Annotated in this window: 22 protein-coding genes and 1 tRNA gene; 10 read left to right on the top strand and 13 right to left on the bottom strand. The window is 60.9% G+C overall.

Features of this window, described 5'->3' with window-relative positions:
• Window positions 1-371 precede the first annotated feature (371 nt).
• From HMPREF2698_RS06345 to msrB, 4 genes are all read left to right on the top strand, one after another.
• Window positions 372-443: transfer RNA gene (locus HMPREF2698_RS06345), tRNA-Val, on the top strand.
• A gap of 109 nt (window positions 444-552) precedes the next feature.
• A complete protein-coding gene (locus HMPREF2698_RS06340) occupies window positions 553-1,203 on the top strand; it encodes a pyrimidine reductase family protein (RefSeq protein WP_070562959.1) in 651 nt (216 codons plus the stop codon).
• Between the two features lie 11 nt (window positions 1,204-1,214).
• Complete coding sequence (locus HMPREF2698_RS06335) at window positions 1,215-2,411, top strand: glycosyltransferase family 87 protein (RefSeq protein ID WP_070562956.1); 1,197 nt, start codon at window positions 1,215-1,217, stop codon at window positions 2,409-2,411.
• Window positions 2,408-2,821 (top strand): peptide-methionine (R)-S-oxide reductase MsrB, encoded by a 414-nt coding sequence (msrB, locus tag HMPREF2698_RS06330; protein ID WP_070522057.1) that lies wholly within the window; start codon window positions 2,408-2,410, stop codon window positions 2,819-2,821. Before HMPREF2698_RS06335 ends, msrB begins: the two co-directional genes overlap by 4 nt.
• A gap of 56 nt (window positions 2,822-2,877) precedes the next feature.
• Here the strand turns inward: msrB and hemQ are convergent, their stop codons facing one another.
• Window positions 2,878-3,579: a hydrogen peroxide-dependent heme synthase gene (hemQ, locus tag HMPREF2698_RS06325; RefSeq protein WP_070562953.1), complete on the bottom strand. Its 702-nt coding sequence runs from the start codon at window positions 3,577-3,579 to the stop codon at window positions 2,878-2,880.
• A gap of 176 nt (window positions 3,580-3,755) precedes the next feature.
• On the opposite strand from hemQ, the gene HMPREF2698_RS06320 reads away from it, so the two are divergent.
• A complete protein-coding gene (locus tag HMPREF2698_RS06320; protein ID WP_141748931.1) occupies window positions 3,756-4,370 on the top strand; it encodes a DUF3000 domain-containing protein in 615 nt (204 codons plus the stop codon).
• A gap of 1 nt (window position 4,371) precedes the next feature.
• Window positions 4,372-5,595, top strand: a complete 1,224-nt coding sequence (locus HMPREF2698_RS06315) for an HRDC domain-containing protein (protein ID WP_070562948.1) — start codon at window positions 4,372-4,374, stop codon at window positions 5,593-5,595.
• A 19-nt stretch (window positions 5,596-5,614) separates the two neighbouring features.
• On the opposite strand, the gene dxs is transcribed toward HMPREF2698_RS06315, so the two are convergent.
• The 5 genes from dxs to dut all read right to left on the bottom strand — a co-directional run bounded on the left by dxs (window position 5,615) and on the right by dut (window position 11,292).
• Entirely contained in the window at window positions 5,615-7,513 is a 1,899-nt protein-coding gene (gene dxs, locus HMPREF2698_RS06310; RefSeq protein ID WP_070531286.1) for a 1-deoxy-D-xylulose-5-phosphate synthase, read from the bottom strand.
• 105 nt (window positions 7,514-7,618) lie between these two features.
• Window positions 7,619-8,914: a class I SAM-dependent RNA methyltransferase gene (locus HMPREF2698_RS06305; RefSeq protein ID WP_070531289.1), complete on the bottom strand. Its 1,296-nt coding sequence runs from the start codon at window positions 8,912-8,914 to the stop codon at window positions 7,619-7,621.
• Window positions 8,907-9,617 (bottom strand): DUF3159 domain-containing protein, encoded by a 711-nt coding sequence (locus tag HMPREF2698_RS06300; RefSeq protein WP_180952040.1) that lies wholly within the window; start codon window positions 9,615-9,617, stop codon window positions 8,907-8,909. The genes HMPREF2698_RS06305 and HMPREF2698_RS06300 overlap by 8 nt, the downstream gene beginning before the upstream one ends.
• A gap of 130 nt (window positions 9,618-9,747) precedes the next feature.
• Window positions 9,748-10,704 carry a DUF3710 domain-containing protein gene (locus HMPREF2698_RS06295; RefSeq protein WP_070522039.1) on the bottom strand — a complete coding sequence of 319 codons (957 nt, stop codon included), beginning with the start codon at window positions 10,702-10,704 and terminating at the stop codon, window positions 9,748-9,750.
• Window positions 10,705-10,815: 111 nt separating this feature from the next.
• Complete coding sequence (gene dut / locus HMPREF2698_RS06290) at window positions 10,816-11,292, bottom strand: dUTP diphosphatase (protein WP_070522035.1); 477 nt, start codon at window positions 11,290-11,292, stop codon at window positions 10,816-10,818.
• A gap of 132 nt (window positions 11,293-11,424) precedes the next feature.
• Between dut and HMPREF2698_RS06285 the strand changes: the two genes are divergently transcribed.
• Complete coding sequence (locus HMPREF2698_RS06285) at window positions 11,425-11,952, top strand: DUF3093 domain-containing protein (protein WP_070522033.1); 528 nt, start codon at window positions 11,425-11,427, stop codon at window positions 11,950-11,952.
• A 27-nt stretch (window positions 11,953-11,979) separates the two neighbouring features.
• Here HMPREF2698_RS06285 and HMPREF2698_RS06280 read toward each other — a convergent pair whose 3' ends face one another.
• The gene (locus tag HMPREF2698_RS06280; protein WP_070522030.1) at window positions 11,980-12,270 is read right to left on the bottom strand and encodes a DUF4193 domain-containing protein; all 291 of its coding nucleotides are present in this window, start codon (window positions 12,268-12,270) and stop codon (window positions 11,980-11,982) included.
• Window positions 12,271-12,613: 343 nt separating this feature from the next.
• On the opposite strand from HMPREF2698_RS06280, the gene ppgK reads away from it, so the two are divergent.
• On the top strand, window positions 12,614-13,411 hold the full coding sequence (gene ppgK / locus HMPREF2698_RS06275) for a polyphosphate--glucose phosphotransferase (protein ID WP_070522027.1): 798 nt from the start codon (window positions 12,614-12,616) through the stop codon (window positions 13,409-13,411).
• 201 nt (window positions 13,412-13,612) lie between these two features.
• Window positions 13,613-15,085, top strand: coding sequence for an RNA polymerase sigma factor (locus tag HMPREF2698_RS06270; RefSeq protein WP_070522024.1), 1,473 nt, complete (start codon window positions 13,613-13,615; stop codon window positions 15,083-15,085).
• 87 nt (window positions 15,086-15,172) lie between these two features.
• Here HMPREF2698_RS06270 and HMPREF2698_RS06265 read toward each other — a convergent pair whose 3' ends face one another.
• The 6 genes from HMPREF2698_RS06265 to HMPREF2698_RS06240 all read right to left on the bottom strand — a co-directional run bounded on the left by HMPREF2698_RS06265 (window position 15,173) and on the right by HMPREF2698_RS06240 (window position 20,342).
• Complete coding sequence (locus HMPREF2698_RS06265; protein WP_070522021.1) at window positions 15,173-15,595, bottom strand: hypothetical protein; 423 nt, start codon at window positions 15,593-15,595, stop codon at window positions 15,173-15,175.
• A 119-nt stretch (window positions 15,596-15,714) separates the two neighbouring features.
• The gene (dhaM, locus tag HMPREF2698_RS06260; RefSeq protein WP_070522018.1) at window positions 15,715-16,425 is read right to left on the bottom strand and encodes a dihydroxyacetone kinase phosphoryl donor subunit DhaM; all 711 of its coding nucleotides are present in this window, start codon (window positions 16,423-16,425) and stop codon (window positions 15,715-15,717) included.
• A gap of 3 nt (window positions 16,426-16,428) precedes the next feature.
• A complete protein-coding gene (gene dhaL, locus HMPREF2698_RS06255; protein ID WP_070522015.1) occupies window positions 16,429-17,094 on the bottom strand; it encodes a dihydroxyacetone kinase subunit DhaL in 666 nt (221 codons plus the stop codon).
• A gap of 2 nt (window positions 17,095-17,096) precedes the next feature.
• Window positions 17,097-18,098, bottom strand: coding sequence for a dihydroxyacetone kinase subunit DhaK (gene dhaK, locus HMPREF2698_RS06250; RefSeq protein ID WP_070522012.1), 1,002 nt, complete (start codon window positions 18,096-18,098; stop codon window positions 17,097-17,099).
• A 107-nt stretch (window positions 18,099-18,205) separates the two neighbouring features.
• Window positions 18,206-19,996, bottom strand: coding sequence for a DEAD/DEAH box helicase (locus HMPREF2698_RS06245; RefSeq protein ID WP_070522009.1), 1,791 nt, complete (start codon window positions 19,994-19,996; stop codon window positions 18,206-18,208).
• A gap of 94 nt (window positions 19,997-20,090) precedes the next feature.
• Window positions 20,091-20,342: a DUF3039 domain-containing protein gene (locus tag HMPREF2698_RS06240; protein ID WP_012715089.1), complete on the bottom strand. Its 252-nt coding sequence runs from the start codon at window positions 20,340-20,342 to the stop codon at window positions 20,091-20,093.
• Between the two features lie 48 nt (window positions 20,343-20,390).
• On the opposite strand from HMPREF2698_RS06240, the gene HMPREF2698_RS06235 reads away from it, so the two are divergent.
• A complete protein-coding gene (locus tag HMPREF2698_RS06235; protein WP_070522006.1) occupies window positions 20,391-20,873 on the top strand; it encodes a DUF3099 domain-containing protein in 483 nt (160 codons plus the stop codon).
• The last annotated feature ends 75 nt before the right edge of the window (window positions 20,874-20,948 follow it).

Here is a 20,948-nt window from a genome sequence, read left to right as displayed (position 1 = left end):
GGTGATGCGCTACCAACTGCGCTACATCCGCATTGCACGTCCCCGACTGGTATGCCGTGGTGCGAGAAGAAACTTTATCGTGCGCCTCCCCAGTTTCCAAATCCGCAGCCCACGGCACTAATCCCAGAGCCCGGCTCAACATTTGGATTACAACCATGTGATTGAGACCGCGACTTCCAGATGTGACATCCGGATACGCTGCACACGCTTCTTCTTTCCCGGCCATTTCTAGGCCCCAGTACCCCGCCATGAGCACACCGACTTGGATTGCCCCTTCCACTTCCTGCCAGCACCATCACCAGGTAAAGCCCAGTTGAGCTGGACGATTAGGGGGTTCACACAATCGCGGTGTACCTTAAGTGCTGCACCGAGGTTCTATAGCTCAGTGGGAGAGCGTTCCGTTCACACCGGAAAGGTCGCTGGTTCAATCCCAGCTAGGACCACTCATTAAGACCGCAGTTCATCTGCGGTCTTTTTCTTTTTCTGAATGCGCTTGGGGGTTGAGGGCTTGAGCCTAGGCCTGAGTTAGGGGTTAACACGTACGCTGGCTGCATGGACTACACCGCACGGATCGACGCGTTACTCGGCCCTGACAGCGAAGGCATTCGGCTCAACGCCGTCAGCACGCTTCACGGCTCAGCCACCATCAATGGCACCTCCGGCCCCATGGGCAACGACACTGACGCCAAGCTTTTCGCAGCCTTGCGCGATTGGGCCGACGTCACCGTAGTGGGTTCGGCAACCGTGAAGGCAGAGTCCTACGGGCCAGCAAGCAACACCCGCCTTGCCATTCTCAGCCACTCGCTAGACTTTGCCGGATTCGAGGACCTTATAGCCTCCGGCCCCATAGTGCTGACTCCTGAGGAACGCGCATCCTCGCCCGAGGCCCAGCACCTCGTCGAGGCCGGTGCCGACGTTCTAAGCATTGGCACCGGTACCATGAGCGAGGCAATCTCAGCCCTTCGCGCCCGGGGCGCGCGCCGCATCAGTTGTGAGGGCGGCCCTTCCGTGTATTCCGCCTTTATCGCCGAAGGGCTTGTGGACAAGCTCTATTTGACGCTCGACCCGCACCTATCGCCCTCCGTCGAAAAGCCCGTCGTCGATGGCAAAGCCACCTCCCCTGCGCTCAAGCTCGAGTTGGAGAACGTTGCTGCTGTCGACAGCACGGTGTTTCTGCGCTATCGACGAACCCAAACACCGTAAACTGTGCTGCCGTGACTTCTCCGGCTCCCTCAACCTCAGATTCCGCGCGACTGTGGACGGCCGCCGCGTGGCCCGCCGCCATAGTCTTGGTGTTCCATCGCGTGTTCGTGCTCGCCTTCAACGGCACGGTGACCGATGATTTCGGCACCGTCTACCGCGCAATCCGGAACCTGTGGGAGGGCAACCCGGTCTACGAACAGAACTATTCCTTCGTCGAGCCGCTCTACCTATACAACCCGGGCGCAACGCTCCTCCTATCCCCCTTGGGGCTTGTTTCCGAGGAACACGCGCGCATCGCCTTCATCCTGGCCAACGCCGCGGCCATCGTCGCCGCCTTGGCCCTACTGACCCGCTTCGTAGGCCACAGCTTGCGCGGACCCTTGTGGCCAGTCAGCATCGCTGCTGCCTTCGCTACCGAATCAGTCATCAATACCTTGGTCTTTACCAATATCAACGGCGTGCTTCTACTCGCCATGGTGGCGTTTCTGGTCTTGTTGGATAAACACGGATGGGCCGCCGGGCTGTGCATCGGTCTGGCGATTCTGGTTAAGCCGCAATTTGCCCCGCTGCTCTTCCTCGCTTTAGTGCGCAAGCGCTGGATCGCCTTAGGTTTGGGCGTGGCTATACCACTGGCGAGCAACCTTGCTGCTTGGCCGATCGTCCCGGGCGTGGAAGGCTTCCGCGCCAACCTTCTTCCCTACCTTGCGACAACGCGCGATTATGCCAACGCATCATGGCCGGGCGTGTGCGCCTACTTCGATCTGCCCGGCATTATCTACTACCCCATCTGGATCCTGTTCGCGGCACTAGCGGCAGTAGGCATCCTTGGGCTTTTACGCTGGCGCGACAGCGAGCCCACCTTCTGGGCGCTGAGCACAAGTGGTGCCATCATGGCCGGCATCTTTTTCCTTTCCTCCCTGGGTCAGCAGTACTACTCCATGTGGCTTATCCCCATGCTGTTTACGGTGATGCTTGCACGCTCGGTCTTCCACACATGGGGAGCATGGTTGGCCGCATTTTTATTCTTGGCGCCGCTCGAGTGGACGTCGACAAGCATGCCCACCGCCGCACACTGGATGAGCGTCTTCATCGCCACCATCGGGTGGGGACTGCTCATCGTGGTGACCGCCACCACCGTAGCCGGCTGGTGGTCCGCGGAGAGAGGCACTAGCCCAAAGCCTCAAGCTAGCGATAAACTCCCAGCATGACTGATTTCAAGCTCATTGCAGATACCGAATGGCGCAAGCGGTTAAGCCCCGAGGAGTACCACGTTCTGCGTGAGGCCGGAACGGAAGCACCGCACGTCGGCGAGTACACCAACACGACTACCGAAGGCGTGTACTCCTGCCGCGCCTGTGGTGCCGAGCTCTTCCGCTCCACGGAAAAGTTTGAGTCGCACTGCGGCTGGCCGTCCTTCTTCTCCCCTTTGGCCGGCGACGCCATCATTGAGCGCGAAGACAATTCACTGGGCATGCGCCGCATCGAGGTACTGTGCGCTAACTGTGAATCCCACCTCGGCCACGTCTTCGAGGGTGAGGGCTACGATACGCCGACGGACCTGCGCTACTGCATCAATTCCATCTGCCTGGATCTAGAAGAAAAGCCGGTCGAGGACTAAACCCTCAACCGGCTTCCGGCGCTTTTCGCGGCAGCTACCGCGAATTATCGCGGTTCTTAAGGCAGGATCGCGATGAGCTCAGCCACGTCTTTCACGCGGCGGCCGGTGTGGAAAGGAATCTCCTCGCGCACGTGGTGACGAGCCTCGGTGTAGCGCATGAGGTACATCAGGTCCACGATGCGGTGCAGCTCCGGGGCCTCAAAGGCCAGGATCCACTCGTAGTCACCCAGCGCGAAGGCTGGCACGGTGTTGGCGCGTACGTCCGGATAATCACGTGCCTGCATGCCGTGCTCCATGAGGATGCGGCGGCGCTTTTCCTCATCCATGGTGTACCAGTCATAAGAGCGCACGAAGGGGTAGACGGAAATCCACTCGCCGGGCTCCTCGCCCATAATGAAGGACGGCAGGTGAGACTTGTTGAACTCCGCTGGGCGGTGCAAAGCATTTCCTACCCACGTCACCTCAGAAACCTGCCCCAGGGTGGTCTCGCGGCGGAAGTCCGCAAAGGCCTTCTGGATGTCGGCGAATTCCTCAGCGTGCCACCAGATCATGAAGTCAGCGCTCTCCCGCATCCCGGAGAGATCATAGATACCGCGAACGGTAACCACGCCTGCTTCCTCCAATTCCGCGAAGAACTTCTGTGCCTGCGCCACGATCTCCTCGCGCTCGGTGCCCAGCGCACCGGGGATTACTTGAAAAACCGCGTGCTGCGAATAGCGCTGGACCTTATTGAGCTCGGCAAAGTTGACCTTCGACATGCCTTTCTCCTTCTTTCAACCGACAGAGTTTCGCATCCATCATAAGTTGGAGACGACCCCTCGCGCCACTAGCCTTTCGGCGCGCCTTCCACCGCCACGAGGGCGGAGCTTATACGTTGTTCCCCGTGAGCAATTCCGACGTTTCTTCGCGCAACCTCGCAGGGGCACCGACCAACCTGCACGATCGCGCCGCCGCCTCCCCCGCCGATTCGCGCCCTGCGGAGCCGAGCACCCCGGCCGCCTTCACGGAGGCCGTTGAGTCCCTCCATGCCGCACAGCTGCGCCCAGAAATCACGTTGGGCACCATCCGCCCACCGCAGCGCCTAGCGCCGTTCAGCCACGCCATCGGCTTGGAAGTTGAGCGCAACGAGCATGGGGACAACATCCCCACTGACTCTGACGGCGATGCCTTCGGCCGCCTCATCCTGCTCCACGATCCGGGCGCTGAGGAGGCCTGGGAGGGTGCGATGCGCCTGGTGGCCTATATCCAAGCAGACTTGGACGATGCCGTAGCAGGAGACCCGCTGCTTCCCGACGTCGCCTGGGAATGGCTTACCGAATCCCTTGACGTGCACGAGGCGACCCATACGAACCTGGGCGGCACCGTCACGTCGACCGCCTCGGTTCGTTTCGGCGAGATCGGCGGCCCGCCGCGCGCCTACCAACTAGAAATGCGCGCCTCCTGGACCGCTTCTGGCCTGGATCTTGCCCCACACGTGGAAGCTTTTGCGCAGGTTCTTTCCCTCGTCGCAGGACTGCCACCAGAAGGCGTAGCGGAGCTCGGGCGCTAACATGACTGAACTGCGCCAGGTACCGGTTGACGGAACACCAAAGGTCCTGCTTTCTCCCCGTGAATTTCACGCCGCCGCCGACCGCCTGACAGCTGGAACTGGCCCCTTCGCCATCGACACCGAACGCGCGTCAGCTTACCGCTATGACGATCGCGCGTTCCTTGTACAAATTCGCCGAGAAGGTGCGGGCACTTTTTTGCTCGCCCCGGAACACCACAGGGCTGAGCTCCGCGCGGCCTTAGCACCGGCGCTCAACGGCCAAGAATGGGTCGTCCATGCGGCCCCCTCCGATCTTCCTTGCCTTGCCTGGCTGGGCTTGTACCCAGGCAGGCTCTTCGATACCGAGCTGGCCGCCCGCTTCGCCGGCTTTGCCCACCCCAACTTGGCAGCAATGGTGCTGGAGCTTTTCGACGTCCAATTGGAAAAAGGCTACGGCGATTCCGACTGGTCCGAAACCCCCATTCCCCGGTCGTGGCGCAATTATGCGGCGCTTGACGTGGAGTTACTCAATGAGCTCGCTGTGACCTTGCGCGATATCCTCGCGGAGGAGGAAAAGCTCGACTGGGCCTATGAGGAGTTTGAGAAGATAGTCGACGACCACGCGCGCATTACGGGCCCCGAGCCCCGCTCGTGGCGGGATCTCAAGGGCGTGTCCTCGCTTCGCTCCGGCGAACAGCTCGCCGTGGCTCGCGAGCTGTGGCAGCGCCGCGAATCTATCGCGCGCACCCAAGACGTGGCCCCCAACCGAGTGCTACCGCACCGCGTGTTGGTGGACATTGCTCGCCGCGTGCCCCGCTCGCCACGCGAAATCAACCGAATCAAAGGTTTTCCCCGACGCCGCGGGGGTGCGACCTTGCGGTGGTTCGACGCGGTTGAAACCGCACTGGCCAGCCCGCGCCAGCAATGGCCGAAGGTGCTGCGCAGCCCGCGCCCGGTTCCTTCCAAATCAGTTTTTAGCCGGGAGTTCCCCGAACTGTGGCAGCTCTACACCGAAATCCGTAGTGACTTCGAGGACCTCGGCGATGAGCTCGGCATGAGCTACGAGCTCATTCTCAAACCCAGCCTGCTGCGCATGGCCGTGTGGGCGGCGTGTGGCCCAGAGGGTGGCGTCGCCGGGGAAATCACAGATGCTGCGGATATCCCCGATTTCCTACGCTCCCAGGGCGCGCGCGAGTGGCAAATCGAGCTTGCCTCCCCGCTTTTGCGCCACGGGCTAGAGCAGTAGCGCCCACTCGCCCGCGTTCTTAGCTGCGAGCAGCTACCCACTCGCTGACGGACTCCGCGATTCCCTCCGGAGTCAGCCCGAATTCCTCAAGAACCTCACCGCGGCTGGCGTGCTTGGGGAAACAGCCCGGCACGCCGAGTCGGTGCACAGGGGTATCCACATCGGCAGCATCGAGTGCTTCGGCCACCATGGAACCCACGCCGCCACGCAGGATCCCGTCCTCCACCGTGACCACGAGGTCATGATCCGCAGCCAGCGCGATAATGGATTGTGGGACCGGAACCGGCCAACGCGGATCAACGACGGTCACGTTGAAGCCTTCGGCTTCCAACCGCTCGGCGGCCCCCAAGGACCGAGCACTCATGGCGCCGATGGAGACGATCAGAACATCCGTTGCTTCGGCCGCTGATTCAGCAGCATCGGAATAACGCAGGATATCGACGCCATCATCGAGGCGCTCGAGCTCCTCACAATCATCCAGCAGGTTGCCCTTAGGGAAACGCACTACCGTCGGGCCATCCTCGATGGCGATTGCTTCATTGAAGAGCTCCCTTAAGCGGGCACCATCGCGCGGTGCGGCGATGCGCATACCCGGGACGATGCTCATCAGCGCCATGTCCCAGACACCATTGTGCGAGGGACCATCGGATCCTGTGACACCGGCGCGATCAAGAACGATGGTGACGGGCAGCTTCAGCAACGCGATGTCCATGACCACTTGGTCCACTGCGCGGTTGAGGAAGGTTGAATACACCGCCACCACCGGGTGCATACCTGCCAGCGCCAGGCCTGACGCAGAGGCCATGGCATGTTGTTCTGCAATTCCGACATCGAAGAAGCGCTCTGGGAATTCCTCCTGGAATGGAGCTAATCCCGTTGGGCCTGCCATAGCGGCGGTTATCGCCACAATATCCTCGCGGGCATGACCGGCCTTGATGAGTTCCTCGGAGAAGGCCGCAGTCCATCCCGGTTGCTTCTGTCCTTTGGACACACCGGTGACTGGATCGATAGCCCCTGTGGAGTGCATCTGGTCCTTCGGCTCATTGACCGCTGGTGCGAAGCCGTGGCCCTTCTCCGTGACCGTATGCACGATGATGGGGCCGTCATAGTCGCGGGCGTAGCTCAGTGCCCGGACCACGGCGTCGATATCGTGTCCGTTAATCGGACCAATGTATTTGATGCCCAGTTCTGGGAACATCTCGGTGGGCAGGACGGTGGACTTCACGCCTTCCTTGACCGCATGCAAAGCGTCAAAGGTGCGCTCACCTACCCAGCCCATGGACTTCAGGCGCTTCTTGCCCAGCGCCATGAACTCGTCATAGCCATGCTGCGCGCGGATGCGCCCAAGGTTCTCTGAGAGTCCGCCGATGGTCGGTGAATAGGAGCGGCCATTGTCATTCACGATGATAACAACGTTGCGGTCTTTATCCGCAGAAATGTTGTTGAGCGCTTCCCAACACATGCCACCCGTCAGGGCGCCGTCACCGACAACCGCCACGGCATTGCGGTGCGATTCACCGCGAATCTTGAAGGCCTTGGACAGGCCGTCCACCGTAGACAGTGACGCCGAGGCGTGGGAGGATTCCGTCCAGTCGTGCTCAGACTCCCCGCGGTCCGTGTAGCCGGACAACCCGCCCTTCTGGCGCAGCGTATCGAATTGATCGGCACGGCCCGTGAGCATCTTATGCACATATGCCTGGTGGGAGGTGTCAAAGACGATGGGATCTCGCGGGGAATCGAAGACGCGGTGGATCGCCACAGTGAGCTCCACAACACCCAAATTAGGGCCAAGGTGACCGCCGGTAGCGGACACCTTCTCAATCAAGCGCTGGCGAATCTCCGCCGCGAGCTCACCCAGTTGCGTCTTGCTCAGGGCTTTGAGATCGCCTGGTGATTGAATGGAATCCAGAATGCCCATAGAGCTTGCCTTAAACCCCTTCATCGATCGTTTTCTTCTCTACCACCGTACCCGCTAACACACGTGACACGTCAATCATTGCCCCGGCAGCACTCGAAGCGAAAGCTATGCCACCTGTGCCGCGGGGACCAACAGCGCCAGGGTTTCAAAGTGGTGCGTTCCGGGAAAAGCATTCACCATTGCTAAGTGCAGTATGCGGTAGCCGCTCTCAGACCACGCGGCGATATCGCGGGCAAAGGTAGCGGGATCGCATCCGATGTGCAGAACGCGTTGCGGCGCTGCCTCAGCAATTGCGCCCACCACATCCCGGCCAGCACCGGTGCGCGGCGGATCCAAAACCACCGTCGTTGGCTTTGGCAATTGGCTCGCTACCTGCTCCACCTTGTCGGTGCGAAAGTGCACGTCATACGCTGCAAGACCCGGCTGTGCCGCCGCAGCCGCCGGCGAGTAATCGACAGAAAACACGGTGGTGTGTCCGCCCTGGGGCGCCGTGGCCTCAGCCAGAGCAGGAACGAAAAGCCCTACCCCTCCATAGAGATCCCAAGCCACTGCGTCGACCGCGGATTCATCTGCGGCACTGCTTTCTCCCGCCTCCACAGCAAGCCACTCGCGTGCGAGACTGGTGTACACGTCAGGCGCGCCCACGTGCGCCTGCCAAAAGGCGGTGGCCGGGAAACGGAACTCGTGACCGTCGGCACGCTGCACGACGTCCTCGGTCGGGGCCTCGATTACTTCCCGGATAGTCTCTATGCGCCGGCCGCGCGGTGCTTTCCGTGTCTCGACGACGTGGCGGTTGCCATCGCTGTCCATGACCGCAATAACCTCCGCGCCAGGGCTAAAGGTGCGAGCACCAGGCCCCACCAGACCTGCGACGAGGCCCGGCACCAGCTGGCTGCACGCCACGTCTGTAATCAGCTCAGTGGAGCCGCGCTTGCGCACACCGGCACGGCCTTGCTTGTCGACGCCCAGCCGTACCCTCGTGCGCCACCCGCGCTGCGGTGCGACATCGATAGCCTCAATCTCGGGCACATCCTCAAGCCGGGCCACCCTATGTAGTTGATCGCGCAAGACGGCGGCCTTGATTCCTGGTTCCGCCGCAGGATTTAGCTCGGCGAAATCGCAGCAACCTGCACCGCGCTGTGCCGCGGGACACGAAGACTCGACGCGGTACTCACCTGGCTGGAGGACGGATATTATCTCCGCTTCCACGAAGGACTTCTTCGCCTTGGTAACTGTCGCCCTCACCTGGTCGCCCGGGAAAGCACTGGGGACGAAACACACGCGCCCGTCGGGCGCCTGACCGATTCCGACACCGCCGTGCCCCATGCGTTCGATGGTGGTGTCGAAGGACGCCCCTTTGACAACGCTTGAATCAGCAGCGTTGTAAGCACTCTCAGTCATGGATCCTCTCCTTGGTGTCTTCGGAGCTCTGTGTTCCTTCTACGCCCTGTGATTCCTCCACCGCGGCGTTGGCACGGCGAACCATCCAGACGGTCAAGATGGTGACGATGCCGGTGAGCGGCCACCCCATGAGGATGCGAACGATGCCGAGGGTGGTGGTGGCATCGGCGTCGTAAAGCGCGCGCTGCACCACGAAACGGGCGATGAAGACCGCGGCCCAACCCGCCGTTGCCAAGGCATAGGCTCGCCGTGCCTTCGGCACGATTCGCCACCCCATGCCATCGCCGTTGAGGCCTTTCCACACCACGCCGACAAGCGGCCAGCGCACGATGATGGAGACAACCGCCACGATAAACAGCACGAGCGACATCCAAATTCCATAAAGGAAGTAGCCCTTGGCGTCTCCTGTAAACCACGCGATACCAGCGCAGATGGCGACACCCAGCAACCCGGAAAATGCTGGCTGCAACGTCTCTTTGCGCGCCAAACGCCACAGGCTGATGGCCAGCGCCACACCGAGCGCTGCGGCCAATGCAGGCCCCAGGCCCCACATGTTGTTAACCGGAATGAGCACCAGCACGGGCAGGGTCGCAGACACCAGACCGGTCAGGCCTCCCATTTGTTCGAGCAGCGACGGTTCTGCCTCAGGCGCTGGAGTCGCTGCTGCAGTCTGTTGTGGTGTCTCAGTATTCGTGGAGTCCATGGAGGCCTCAGAGGCGGGCGTCGTGCCGTGTTCGGTGGTATCGCGCCCTTCGGGCGTAGGGGTGGTCACGAGTTTCAACAATCCTTTTCGGTAATAGCCGTGAGGGTCACGGCCAATGGCATAGGGCGCGCTACTTGTTCTCGTGGTCGTCGAGATTGCGCAATTGTTCGCGAGCCTCGGCCTCCGCGCCGCTTTCGGCGCCCGCGGCATTATCCGCCGGCGCGGAGTTTTGAGCGCTGGATGGTTGCGCTGCCTGTTGCTGGCGCTCCTGAAGCGCCTGCTGGACTTGCTCAGCGAGCTGCTGCGGCAGCATCACGGGAAGTGAACTTCCGGCAAGAATCGGCTGCTCGCCGCGATAGATAAAGGTGCGCGCGACGACTTCGCGTCCTAGCTGCGCTAGCTCCTCTTCCTTGCCCGCAGGAGCTGCCAAGGTCAAACGGTACATCCACCGCGGCCCTTCCACACCAATGATTCGGATCCCGCCCTTATCACTGGTGCCGACGATTTCAGAACCCCAAGGACCATCCTCCGGATGCGCTGTAAACCCATCTGCTTCCAAACCCTTGACGATGTCCTTGGCAGATTCCGCCCACTGCCCCGGCGTGCGCGGCGCGGCGAAGGCCACGGGCGTCATGCGTCCGTGCGGCGTAAGAATGTGGAGCATACGAGGGCCGTCTGGGCCCATTTCCACCTGAACCTGCGAGCCCTTCGGCAGCGGGATGCGCATCGAGCCAAGGTCCAAAAGGCCGACGGAGAAGTCCTCGAAGTTGAACTCGGCGATATCCACGTTGTCGCCGTCGTAGGGGCCCATCTCACCGTTGATGGCGTCGTGCGCCACGGCTTTTACCCCGGCAGCACCTTCGACGTCATCCTGATCCTCGCGGACCAGCCCTGCACTGGCTTGTACAGGCCCCTCAGCGGTCGAACTTTCTCCGGCCTCCGTTGCCAAGCTCTCCGCCGACGCTGGTTCGGCCGTTGCTTCTTTTACTTCTTTGTCCGCGGCATCAGTGCGGACGGTGGTGTTCTTGTCCTGGCTTTCGTCCTTGCCAGCATCCTTCTTCTTTTTGCCAAAGGGCCACATCGCCATGGTTTTGCGCCTTCCTCATTCTGTGTCTTGTGCCGGATAACTTGTGTTTGTCGGATGTGGGGTTGCTCGGTATGGCCCGCGCACGCGCAGGCTTTGCCGCAAGCAACTGATTCAGTTGACGCCAGTGGATCCGTACCCGCCGTCGCCGCGAGCGGTGTCATCGAGTTCCTCGACTTCGCGGAAGCCCACGAGCTCCACTCGTTGGACAACAAGCTGGGCAATTCGCATCCCGCGCTCGACCTCAAAGGTCTTATCGGGATCGTGATTAATAAGGCACACCTTAATCTCACCGCGATACTCCGCATCGATGGTGCCCGGCGTGTTGACCACGGAAATCCCGTGCTTGGCCGCCAAGCCCGAACGCGGGTGGACCAAACCTACCGTGCCGATTGGCAAGGCAAGAGCAATGCCAGTGCCGACGAGCGCGCGCTCTCCGGGGCGCAGAGTAGCGTCATGCGCGGCGTAGAGATCCGCGCCAGCATCGCCACGATGGGCTCGCTGCGGCAGCGGAAGCTCCTTATCAAGGCGCTTGATCTGAATGTCTCCGAATGGACTTACCGGATCTACAAGGGGGTGTTGCTCATTCACGCGGCCCAGCCTACCTTGTCCTCACCACCCCCTACCCCGAGGGATGGAGCTTTGTGCCGCGTCTACCGCGCTTACCCGGCACCTTTGGTTGCGTTGGGTTCTGCCCTTCCCCGACGACTAGACTCAGAGGCCATGACTTCGAATTCATCGCCTGTTTCCCCCACAGCGTCTGCTGAATCCCCCGTCATCCTCTATCGCGAGCGCCAATGGGTGCCGTGGTACTGGTGGTTTATGGCTGCGTTCGTCGTGGCGATTTCCACGGCCACGGTCAGCCTCAACCGCGGCATCATGTGGGTCATTATTCCCGCCATTCTGCTTAGTGCCATCGCCGTGTGGGTGCTAGTGACGTGGTCCAACACAGTAGTTCAAGTGGAGCAGGATGCCGATGGCACCCGGTGGCTCACCGTGAAGGGCGCACAGCTGCCTAGCGATGTTGTCTCCCGCAGTACCGCGGTGCCGGCCACCGCGCGGCGCAATGCGCTGGGACCACAGCTCGATCCGGCTGCTTTCCTTGTCACGCATGGCTGGGTTCCTGAGCACGTCATGCTCGTCCTCGACGACCCAGAGGATCCCACCCCCTATTGGCTCATCGGCTCCACCAACCCCGAAAAGCTCCTCGCGGCCTTCCTTCCAGAACAGGCAGCAGCCTCCGAGGGCTAAACATCGCGCGCAGGATAAACTGCTGCGCTAGGCGCAGTCCATGCAGACTGGCTGCCCATCCTCTTCGTGGTCGAGGCGCTTATTGGACTGCACCAGGTAGCACACAGAACAAGTGAATTCGTTTTCTTTACGCGGCACGACGGTGACATTGAGTTCCTCACCGGTCAGGTCCACTGACGGCGGCTGAAAAGCCTCGACGATTTCACCATCGTCATCCATGCCGTTGTTGTCGTTTTCAGCCGCCTTCAGGCCCTCGAGGGAATCGGTCTCGAGGTCGTCTTCTGCGCGGCGACGCGGTGCGTCGTAATCGGTGGCCATAATGCTTGCCCCTGTGAGTCAGATTGATTGGTACGTCTATTTATCGACGGCATCCTAAACCACGCAAGCCCCCGTGTCACACTCGCCCCGCGATGGGGGCACCAACCGCCCCACCCCTCTACCCCCTACCCTGCGAATTTTAATAGGATGAGCTGGGCATTCACCGTTCTTGGAGTGCTGGATATTTTTCTGAGTATCACTCCTCACACCCACCCACAATGCGGTCACTAATACGGGAGCGGCTGCAGTCACTAATACGGGAACGGCACAGTGCCGACTCCGCCAGCGATACGAAACTCACACTGTTGCCACATCAACGCCGCGCTCAACATAGACTGTCAGTATGACCGCGCAAGAAGCACAGCACCAGGACACGACATTGAGCCTTGAGCACCAGGGCCATTCCTTTGGCATTGATGTTGGGGGCTCCGGCATTAAGGGCGCCGAGGTAGACCTCGCGACAGGCGAGTTCGTCGGTGACCGTCTGAAGATCGCTACTCCCCAGCCCGCTACGCCGGAAGCCGTAGCAAAGGTAATTGCCCAAATCGTCGCCGAAAAAGGCTGGGACGGCCCCGTCGGAATCACGATGCCTGCTGTGGTGAAAGGCCAGGTGATTCGCAGCGCGGCGAATATTGACAAGTCTTGGATTGGCGTAGATGCGCAGAATTTGTTGAGCCAATACCTCGGCGCGCCCTTCACCGTGCTTAACGACGCCGACGCGGCCGGCCTCGCCGAAGTGGCCTACGGTGATGACATTGCGCGTTCGGGCCCCGTCATCTTCCTGACCCTGGGCACGGGCATCGGCTCCGCATTCCTTCTGGACGGCCAGCTTTTCCCCAATACGGAGATTGGCCACCTTATCGTTGGTGAGAAGGAAGCAGAGCACCAGGCATCGTCCGCGGTCAAGGAACGTGAAGGTCTCAAGTCCAAGCAGTGGGCAAAGCGCGTCAACCGCGTACTCCACGAGTATGAAGCGCTGTTTAACCCTTCAGCCTTTGTGATCGGTGGCGGAATCTCCCGCAAGTTCGACAAGTGGGGCGAGCACCTCAAAATTGAAACACCGGTCGTTGCTGCTCAGCTCCGCAATCGCGCGGGCATCGTGGGCGCGGCAATGGCGGCAAAGGAAGGAATTCGCCCCTAATCTATATCGTCCCAGCGTTCCCTAGTTGACCCCAGTCACCGCCTGTTGACAAAAATGATCTATACTGGGCTGTCGATTATCGAATATCCAGCGGCGCGCCTCCCTCGCTCATCTCGGAGGCGGGCTAGCATCGGGGACTAGTCGCGACAAACTTGCGCGTCCCCATATTTTCCACTCAGAGAGCAAGTCGAAAGGGCGTACGTGGCAGCCACTGATTCTTCAGACCAGGTACTCGGCGAGGACAAGAGCACCTCCGAGACATCTGCACCTGCACAGAAGACCGCCAAGAAGACGGCAAAAAAGACCGCTAAGAAGACGGCCAAGAAAACCGCGAAAAAGACTGCGAAGAAGACCGCCAAGAAAACGGCTAAGAAGACGGCCAAGAAAGCAACGAAGAAAACTACTCGCAAGTCCGCCCAGAAGGCCGCGAAAAAGACGGCCAAGAAGACGGTGCGCAAGTCGGCGGCAAAGAAGGCAACCTCGCCGGAAAGCGCCGAGTCTTCGGAGGACCTCGCAGAGGATCAGACCGATGAGTTGGACGCCGAGACGTCCGATGACGCCGACATCGACTTCGATCCGGACAACGCGGAGATGGACGAGGACGACGAGTTCGGTGACGATGATGACGATTTGGAGGATGAGGACTCCGAGGACGAAGAGGAGGATGGCTCCTCCGTCTGGGATGAGGATGAATCCGCTGCCCTGCGTCAGGCCCGTAAAGACGCGGAGCTGACTGCTTCGGCCGACTCTGTCCGCGCCTACCTCAAGCAGATCGGTAAAGTCGCCCTACTCAACGCCGAGCAGGAGGTCTCCCTGGCCAAGCGCATCGAGGCAGGCCTCTACGCTCAGTACCGTATGGACGAGATGGAGAAGGCTCGCGCCGAAGGCGACAAGGCCGCCAAGCTCTCCCCCATGGAAAAGCGCGACATGCGCGCCATCGCTCGTGACGGCCGCAAGGCGAAGAACCACCTCCTCGAGGCAAACCTGCGCCTCGTGGTGTCCTTGGCTAAGCGCTACACGGGCCGCGGCATGGCCTTCCTGGATCTCATCCAAGAAGGCAACCTGGGTCTAATCCGCGCCGTTGAGAAGTTCGACTACACCAAGGGCTATAAGTTCTCCACTTATGCCACCTGGTGGATCCGCCAGGCCATTACTCGCGCCATGGCTGATCAGGCTCGTACCATCCGCATCCCGGTGCACATGGTGGAAGTCATCAACAAGTTGGGCCGCATTCAGCGCGAGCTGCTGCAGGACTTGGGCCGCGAGCCCACCCCGCTGGAGCTGGCGAAGGAAATGGATATCACCGAAGAGAAGGTGCTGGAGATCCAGCAGTATGCCCGTGAGCCCATTTCTCTGGACCAGACCATCGGTGATGAGGGCGACTCCCAGCTCGGTGACTTCATTGAGGATTCCGAAGCGGTCATTGCTGTCGACGCTGTGTCCTTTACCTTGCTGCAGGATCAGCTCCAGGACGTGCTCACGACGCTCTCCGAGCGAGAGGCCGGCGTGGTTCGTCTGCGCTTCGGCCTGACCGATGGCATGCCGCGCACTTTAGACGAAATCGGCCAAGTCTACGGCGTTACCCGCGAGCGTATTCGCCAGATCGAGTCCAAGACGATGTCCAAGCTGCGCCACCCATCACGCTCTCAGGTGTTGCGCGACTACCTAGACTAGGGAGAGCAGAAAGATTTAAGCGGCGAGGAGGTTTAACCTTCCTCGCCGCTTCTTCTGTGCTCTGCGCGCTCTATGCGCATTGGATGGCTAATAATTTGGCCCCACGACAAAAATCAGTGCCATGGAAACGAAAGGAGCAATGTAGCTCCAGCCCACGCCAATGAGCATTCCCCACACCGCCATGCCGGTCCCCCTGTGCTCAGGGCGTCGCCCCGATCCGAGAATGAGCGCAGCAACGCCAAGCCCTGCTGCACACCACCCAGTGATCATGGTAAGCATCGACAGCATGAAGCCAACGGGGCTGATGAGGAGTGTCAGCGCGATGTCGATAAGTGGCGGAACGATAGCCAAGCCCAGTGCCCATGGGGCGAGCGGGTTCGGAGTGGATGGCCTTTCATAAGGCACCGGCGCATAGGAACCCGCATAGGAATTCGGATAAGCCTGCGGGTACGGAGCCTGGTACGGATCCGCTGCGTAGTAGTTTGGTTCTACATAGTCGGGCTGGGTCATGACTTCCCACTTTCGCGAAGACTCGGCTAGGTCACTGCCCGATATCTTATGCGAAGGCAGCGGGCGCAGTCCCCGCGTACGGGGGTCATTGCCCGCTGCTCATCGATTTCCCAGGAGCCCTAGCCGTCGAGCCCCAGCTCTATGCCCGTAGCAATCCGGTCAATGACCTCTTTATCAGCAGCGTCACCGCTGATAGTCACTGAAGCACCCTGGCAAGCACCAAGAGACATCAGCATCATTGCAGAGTCTGCTTCCACCTCTTCGCCATCAAAGGAGAGGATAATTTCACCGTCTGCCTCTGCAGCCATTTCCGCGACCTTGGAGGCTGGACGGGCGTGAAGGCCCGCCTTATCAGCCACGGTCACTGTCAGGGAATATCTATCTGGGTTTGTTTCGGGCTCGTCTTTATCCACTGGATCAGCGGCGGCAGACTGCTTCGGCACGAAGACCTCGATGGCCCGTTCCGCAGCTCTGACGACGGCCGCAAGGTCATCGCCTTGTTGGGCGGCGGTGGCTGCGGCAACGGCAGCCTCGACTAGTGGGGCATCCACAAACTGAACTTGTTCTTCATCAAGGAACTCAAGAACAGACTCAACGGTCATCGTGGCCGAGCCCAAGTCCGTGAGGACGACAACGCCGAGACCTTGGCCGAGGGCATGGCTGATGGCGCCTTCGATGTAGTCGTAGGAAGTTCCGATACCGCCGTCTTCCAAGCCGCCGGCGGGAAGGATGGTCACATCAGCGGCCATTTGTCCGGCAAGCTCTGCTAGGCCTTCAGCGAGCTTGGCCGAATGCGATACAAGGACAAGCCCAACGCGCGGTTGTGTCATGTTTTATGCCTCCTTCGTTGAAGTCTCGGCAGCGTCGGCAGCCGCGGCCAGGAACAGAGCCGAGGACGTAGCACCCGGATCCTTGTGCCCAGCAGAGCGCTCCCCAAGATAGGAAGCGCGGCCCTTCGTTGCCACCATCGGAATGGTATCCTCCGCGCCGGTTGCTGCGGCGTCAGCAGCCGCGCTCACAACCTCAGCGGGACTCAGCGCGGCATCCGCCGCTTCACGGGCAGCTCGTGCGGCCGGCGCCCAGGCGTCGACCATCGTCTTCTCCCCTTCCGCGGCCTTGCCGCGCGCAGTAATCCCCTCAAGCGCAGCCTCGATTAGACCGGCCACCGTGGGCGCATCAATCGCCCCGGAACCGGCAGCCTTAGACGCACGCAAGAAAGCGGTCCCTAGCAACGGCCCGGAGGCGCCGCCAACGGTGGACATGAGTGTCTTTGCCGTCAGTTTCAGAACATCAGCGACGGTAGAATCCTCTGGGGAAATTTCCGCGCCCATCTTCTCCACGACGGCGCGGAAGCCGCGATCGACGTTTTCACCGTGGTCGCTGTCTCCAATGGCGCGGTCAAGCTCGATGAGCTCCTCGCGGTATTCATGCGCAGCTGCAGCACAATTATTCATCCACGCTAATGCCCAGTCGGTTGAAAGAGTTACATCATTTGTCATAGTTACACTCCTTGGCGTAGTGCGGCGGTGTGGCAGGGGGCGTCGAAAAGCGCAAGGTCTTCGTCGTCGGCGCGCATAACGCTCACGGAGCACCCGGCCATATCCAGACTCGTAACGAAGTTGCCCACAAGGGAGCGTTCAATGCTCACCCCCGCCTCCTTTAAGCGCTGAGCTACCCGACGGTAAACCACGTAAAGCTCAGAGGCCGGGGTGGCTCCCATGCCGTTGACAACGACGATGGTGCGCTCGCCTTCGCTCAGCTTAAGGTCTGCCAGGACGGGATCAAGCAAGTGGTCCGTTACGTCGTCGGCCGAAACCAGCGGAATCTCCTTGCGGCCCGGCTCGCCGTGGATGCCCACGCCCAACTCAACCTCGTCTTCCCCGAGGTTAAAGGAAGGCTTGCCCACATGGGGCACGGTGCAGGCGGAAAGCGCCGCGCCCATAGTCGCGGTGTTTTCTACCACCTTTTTCGCCACAGCGGTCACCGCAACGAGATCATCGCCGCGCTCGGCCGCCGCACCGGCCAGCTTCTCCACCAACAGCGTTCCGGCAACGCCGCGGCGACCGGCTGTAAACGTAGAATCTTCCACCGCGACATCGTCGTCGACGATGACCTGGCTGACCTCAACATCATCGAATTCAGCCAGCTCTGCCGCAGTATCGAAGTTGAGCACATCGCCGGTGTAGTTCTTCACGATGTAGAGCACTCCCGCCCCAGCATTAGCTGCCTCGGTGGCTGCTTGGATGGCATCTGGCGTCGGAGATGTAAACATAGCGCCGGGCACGGCCGCGTCCAACATTCCATGGCCGACGAAACCGGCATGCAGCGGCTCGTGCCCAGAGCCACCGCCGGAGACAATGGCAACCTTGCCGTGTTCTTTCTTCTGTTTGCGGAAAACAAACAGCGGGTTCGTGTTGCGAGTGACAATGTCACCGTGGGCTAACGCGAAGCCCTCTACTGATTCGGCTACTACGTTGTCCGGTGAGTTGATGAGCTTTTTCATCATCTTTCTCCTTAGGTTTTCTTTGGCCTAGAGCACTCTTCTCACAATGCTGCCGAGCCTACCCTTCGCCACCGGATACTGTGCCGGATTCTACTGCGTCCGCGCAGCTACCACTTGCGCAGATAATCGATGCGCTCTTGCAACTGCTCAGCGTTACACAGCGCGGTAGGAGGTCCGCCGCAGGCCTTGCGCGCTTCGGTGTGGATGGCTCCGTGCGGGCGGCCGGTGCGCTGAGCGGTGATGGAGACCACCGTGTTGAGCTCCTTGCGCAGCGCGGAAATCTCATCCACCACGCCTGACTGGGATCCGGTGCTGCTTGCCGACGCCTCCGCCCCACGCTTAGGCGCATGCGGGGTGCCGTAGAGCTTGCGACGTTGTTCCTCCGCCGCCTCAGCAGCCCGGCGCGCCTTCTCCTCTGCCTCACGGCGATCCATCTCATCGGACTGTTTCTTGCGAAGGAGGTCCTTGACCTGGTCTGCGTCGAGAAGCCCGGGAATTCCGAGGAAGTCTTCTTCTTCGTCGGTGATATTGCCCGTGGTGAACTGCGAGCCGTTGTAGAGCAGGCCGGAGAATTCTGCTTCCGCGCCGAGGGACTCATAGGAAGGCTCGAGCATGTCCGGCTCGGACTTCTTCTTATTGGCGTCCTCGAGCAACTCATCGTCCCAGCCCTCCTTGTCGGGGTTCTTCTCCCCTCCGAGGACGTGGTCGCGCTGCTTCTCCATGTTCTCCGCCAGCCCCAGCAGGACCGGGACAGACGGCAGGAATACCGAGGCGGTCTCGCCCGGCATACGGGAGCGCACGAAGCGGCCGATGGCCTGAGCAAAAAAGAGCGGGGTCGAGGCAGACGTGGCATAGACACCCACTGCGAGGCGCGGTACGTCGACACCCTCGGACACCATGCGTACGGCCACCATCCACTCGTCGGTGGATTCGGAGAACTCTGCGATACGCGCGGAGGAACCCGGGTCATCGGAGAGGATGACGGATACCGGGGTGTTTGAAATCTGCTTGAGGATCTTCGCGTAGGCGCGCGCCGTCGTCGTATCGGTAGCGAGTACGAGGCCGCCGGCATCCGGCATGTTGCGGCGCATCTGCATCAGACGCGTGTGGGCAGCTTGAAGGACGGTGGGGATCCACTCGCCCTTGGGGTCCAGAGCGGTGCGCCACGCGCGGGCGGTCTGCTCCGGATTGAGGATATCGCCCAAGCGGGCCGCATGCTCCTCGCCGGCACTATCGCGCCAGCGGGACTCGCCGGAGTAGCTGAGGAAGACCACGGGGCGCACGACGCCGTCGGCAAGCGCATCGCCATAGCCGTACGTGTGATCGGAGCGGGAGACCAAGTGCCCTTCCCCGTCCTCCTCGTAGCGCACGAAAGGAATCTGGGAATCATCCGAGCGGAAGGGCGTACCGGTCAGGGCGAGGCGGTGTTCCACGTCGTCATAGGCCTCGCGCACGCCGTCACCCCAGCTCTTGGCGTCGCCGGCGTGGTGGATCTCATCGAGAATCACCAAGGTGCGCCGGGCTGAGGCCACCGCGCGGTGCTTAAAGGGGTGCATGCCTACCTGGGCGTAGGTCACCACCACGCCATCCATGGCGGGGTTGACTCCAGAAGAGTTCGTGAACTTCGGATCCAGCGCGAGCCCCACGCGGGAGGCAGATTCAGACCACTGCACTTTGAGGTGCTCGGTGGGCACCACCACGATCACGCGCTCTACGGTACGGTCCGCCATGAGCTCTGTGGCCACGCGCAGGGCGAAGGTAGTCTTACCTGCGCCTGGCGTTGCCACCGCCATGAAATCCTTCGGCTTGGTGGCCAGGAATTTATCCAAGGCCGCGCGTTGCCACACACGCAGCGAACCATTATTGGCAAATCTTTGTGCTGGAGTCTGTGTAGACACGGTCAGCGACTATCCCCCTCTAGTTATCCCAACATCCCGCTCTTGTGAAAGTCTTCGTTTTACGTCGACGCAATACTAAGCGTCGACGGCACGCTTAGCGGCGGCGCAGGCTCTTATATACGCGCTCGCAGTCCGGGCACACGGGCGAACCGGGCTTGGCTTGCTTGGTTACGGGGAAGGTCTCACCACAGAGGGCAACGACGTATTTACCGTTGACCGCGGAATCGAGGATCTGGTTCTTCTTTACATAGTGGAAAAACTTCGGGGTGTCGTCGTTGGTCGACGTATCCTCGCGGACATCAGGGCGTTCAATAGTCTTAGTCGTCGTACTCACGCCCACTATCATGCCGCATCGGTATCGAAGTTGGCGAGTCCTACCGCTACGCTGGTGGGCATGACCCCTTCGAACTCGCGCGATAACGTCCGCCATACCCCACGATCGGGGCGGCGGCGTGGGCGTCGATTCGGGCGTGAGGCTTACCTCATTACAACCGCCAAACTCGCTCCCGGCCAAGACCGGCATCGCCGCGAAGTTATCTACTCAATTTTGCAGTTTCTGCGCATCCCTTCGCTGCTTCTAGCTGGTGTCATGGTGTATGCCTGGCATTGGTGGATTGCCGCCGCCATCGTCGTGGGCGTCACCTTCCCGCTTCCCTGGATAGCCGTGGTCATCGGCAACGGGCGGGGGCAGAAGAAGGACAAACGTGACAAAGCGGTCTACAAGCCCGCACTCGCCCGACAGATGGCGCAAGCACAGCGCGAACAAATCACCAGCGGTGCTCACGGCGAACTTCCCGGCGCGCCCACATCGGAGGATTCCCCCTCGGGCACGAACGCGGAGAGTTCAACGACCACCACAATTGAGCACGAAGATTAAGAAGTCACCGTTTCCTTCCCCAACTATCAAAGGATATTTTTGTGAGCACCCAACAGCACTCCCCTTTCGGCCCGG

This window comes from Corynebacterium sp. HMSC072A02 (assembly GCF_001810085.1).
Lineage (GTDB): Bacteria > Actinomycetota > Actinomycetes > Mycobacteriales > Mycobacteriaceae > Corynebacterium > Corynebacterium hesseae.
The sequence above is the reverse complement of the archived record's forward strand: the minus strand, read 5'-3'. Positions and strand labels throughout refer to the sequence as shown.

Bases quoted from the DNA above. Each gene is read 5' to 3' on its own strand.
- HMPREF2698_RS06300 (WP_180952040.1), bottom strand. From the start codon at position 9,617: ATGGACTCCACGAATACTGAGACACCACAACAGACTGCAGCAGCGACT.
- HMPREF2698_RS06315 (WP_070562948.1), top strand. From the start codon at position 4,372: ATGACTGAACTGCGCCAGGTACCGGTTGACGGAACACCAAAGGTCCTG.
- msrB (WP_070522057.1), top strand. From the start codon at position 2,408: ATGACTGATTTCAAGCTCATTGCAGATACCGAATGGCGCAAGCGGTTA.
- HMPREF2698_RS06235 (WP_070522006.1), top strand. From the start codon at position 20,391: ATGACCCCTTCGAACTCGCGCGATAACGTCCGCCATACCCCACGATCG.
- dxs (WP_070531286.1), bottom strand. From the start codon at position 7,513: ATGGGCATTCTGGATTCCATTCAATCACCAGGCGATCTCAAAGCCCTG.
- HMPREF2698_RS06280 (WP_070522030.1), bottom strand. From the start codon at position 12,270: ATGGCCACCGATTACGACGCACCGCGTCGCCGCGCAGAAGACGACCTC.
- ppgK (WP_070522027.1), top strand. From the start codon at position 12,614: ATGACCGCGCAAGAAGCACAGCACCAGGACACGACATTGAGCCTTGAG.
- hemQ (WP_070562953.1), bottom strand. From the start codon at position 3,579: ATGTCGAAGGTCAACTTTGCCGAGCTCAATAAGGTCCAGCGCTATTCG.
- HMPREF2698_RS06265 (WP_070522021.1), bottom strand. From the start codon at position 15,595: ATGACCCAGCCCGACTATGTAGAACCAAACTACTACGCAGCGGATCCG.
- HMPREF2698_RS06295 (WP_070522039.1), bottom strand. From the start codon at position 10,704: ATGGCGATGTGGCCCTTTGGCAAAAAGAAGAAGGATGCTGGCAAGGAC.
- HMPREF2698_RS06340 (WP_070562959.1), top strand. From the start codon at position 553: ATGGACTACACCGCACGGATCGACGCGTTACTCGGCCCTGACAGCGAA.
- dhaM (WP_070522018.1), bottom strand. From the start codon at position 16,425: ATGACACAACCGCGCGTTGGGCTTGTCCTTGTATCGCATTCGGCCAAG.
- dhaL (WP_070522015.1), bottom strand. From the start codon at position 17,094: ATGACAAATGATGTAACTCTTTCAACCGACTGGGCATTAGCGTGGATG.
- HMPREF2698_RS06240 (WP_012715089.1), bottom strand. From the start codon at position 20,342: ATGATAGTGGGCGTGAGTACGACGACTAAGACTATTGAACGCCCTGAT.
- dhaK (WP_070522012.1), bottom strand. From the start codon at position 18,098: ATGAAAAAGCTCATCAACTCACCGGACAACGTAGTAGCCGAATCAGTA.
- HMPREF2698_RS06305 (WP_070531289.1), bottom strand. From the start codon at position 8,914: ATGACTGAGAGTGCTTACAACGCTGCTGATTCAAGCGTTGTCAAAGGG.
- HMPREF2698_RS06285 (WP_070522033.1), top strand. From the start codon at position 11,425: ATGACTTCGAATTCATCGCCTGTTTCCCCCACAGCGTCTGCTGAATCC.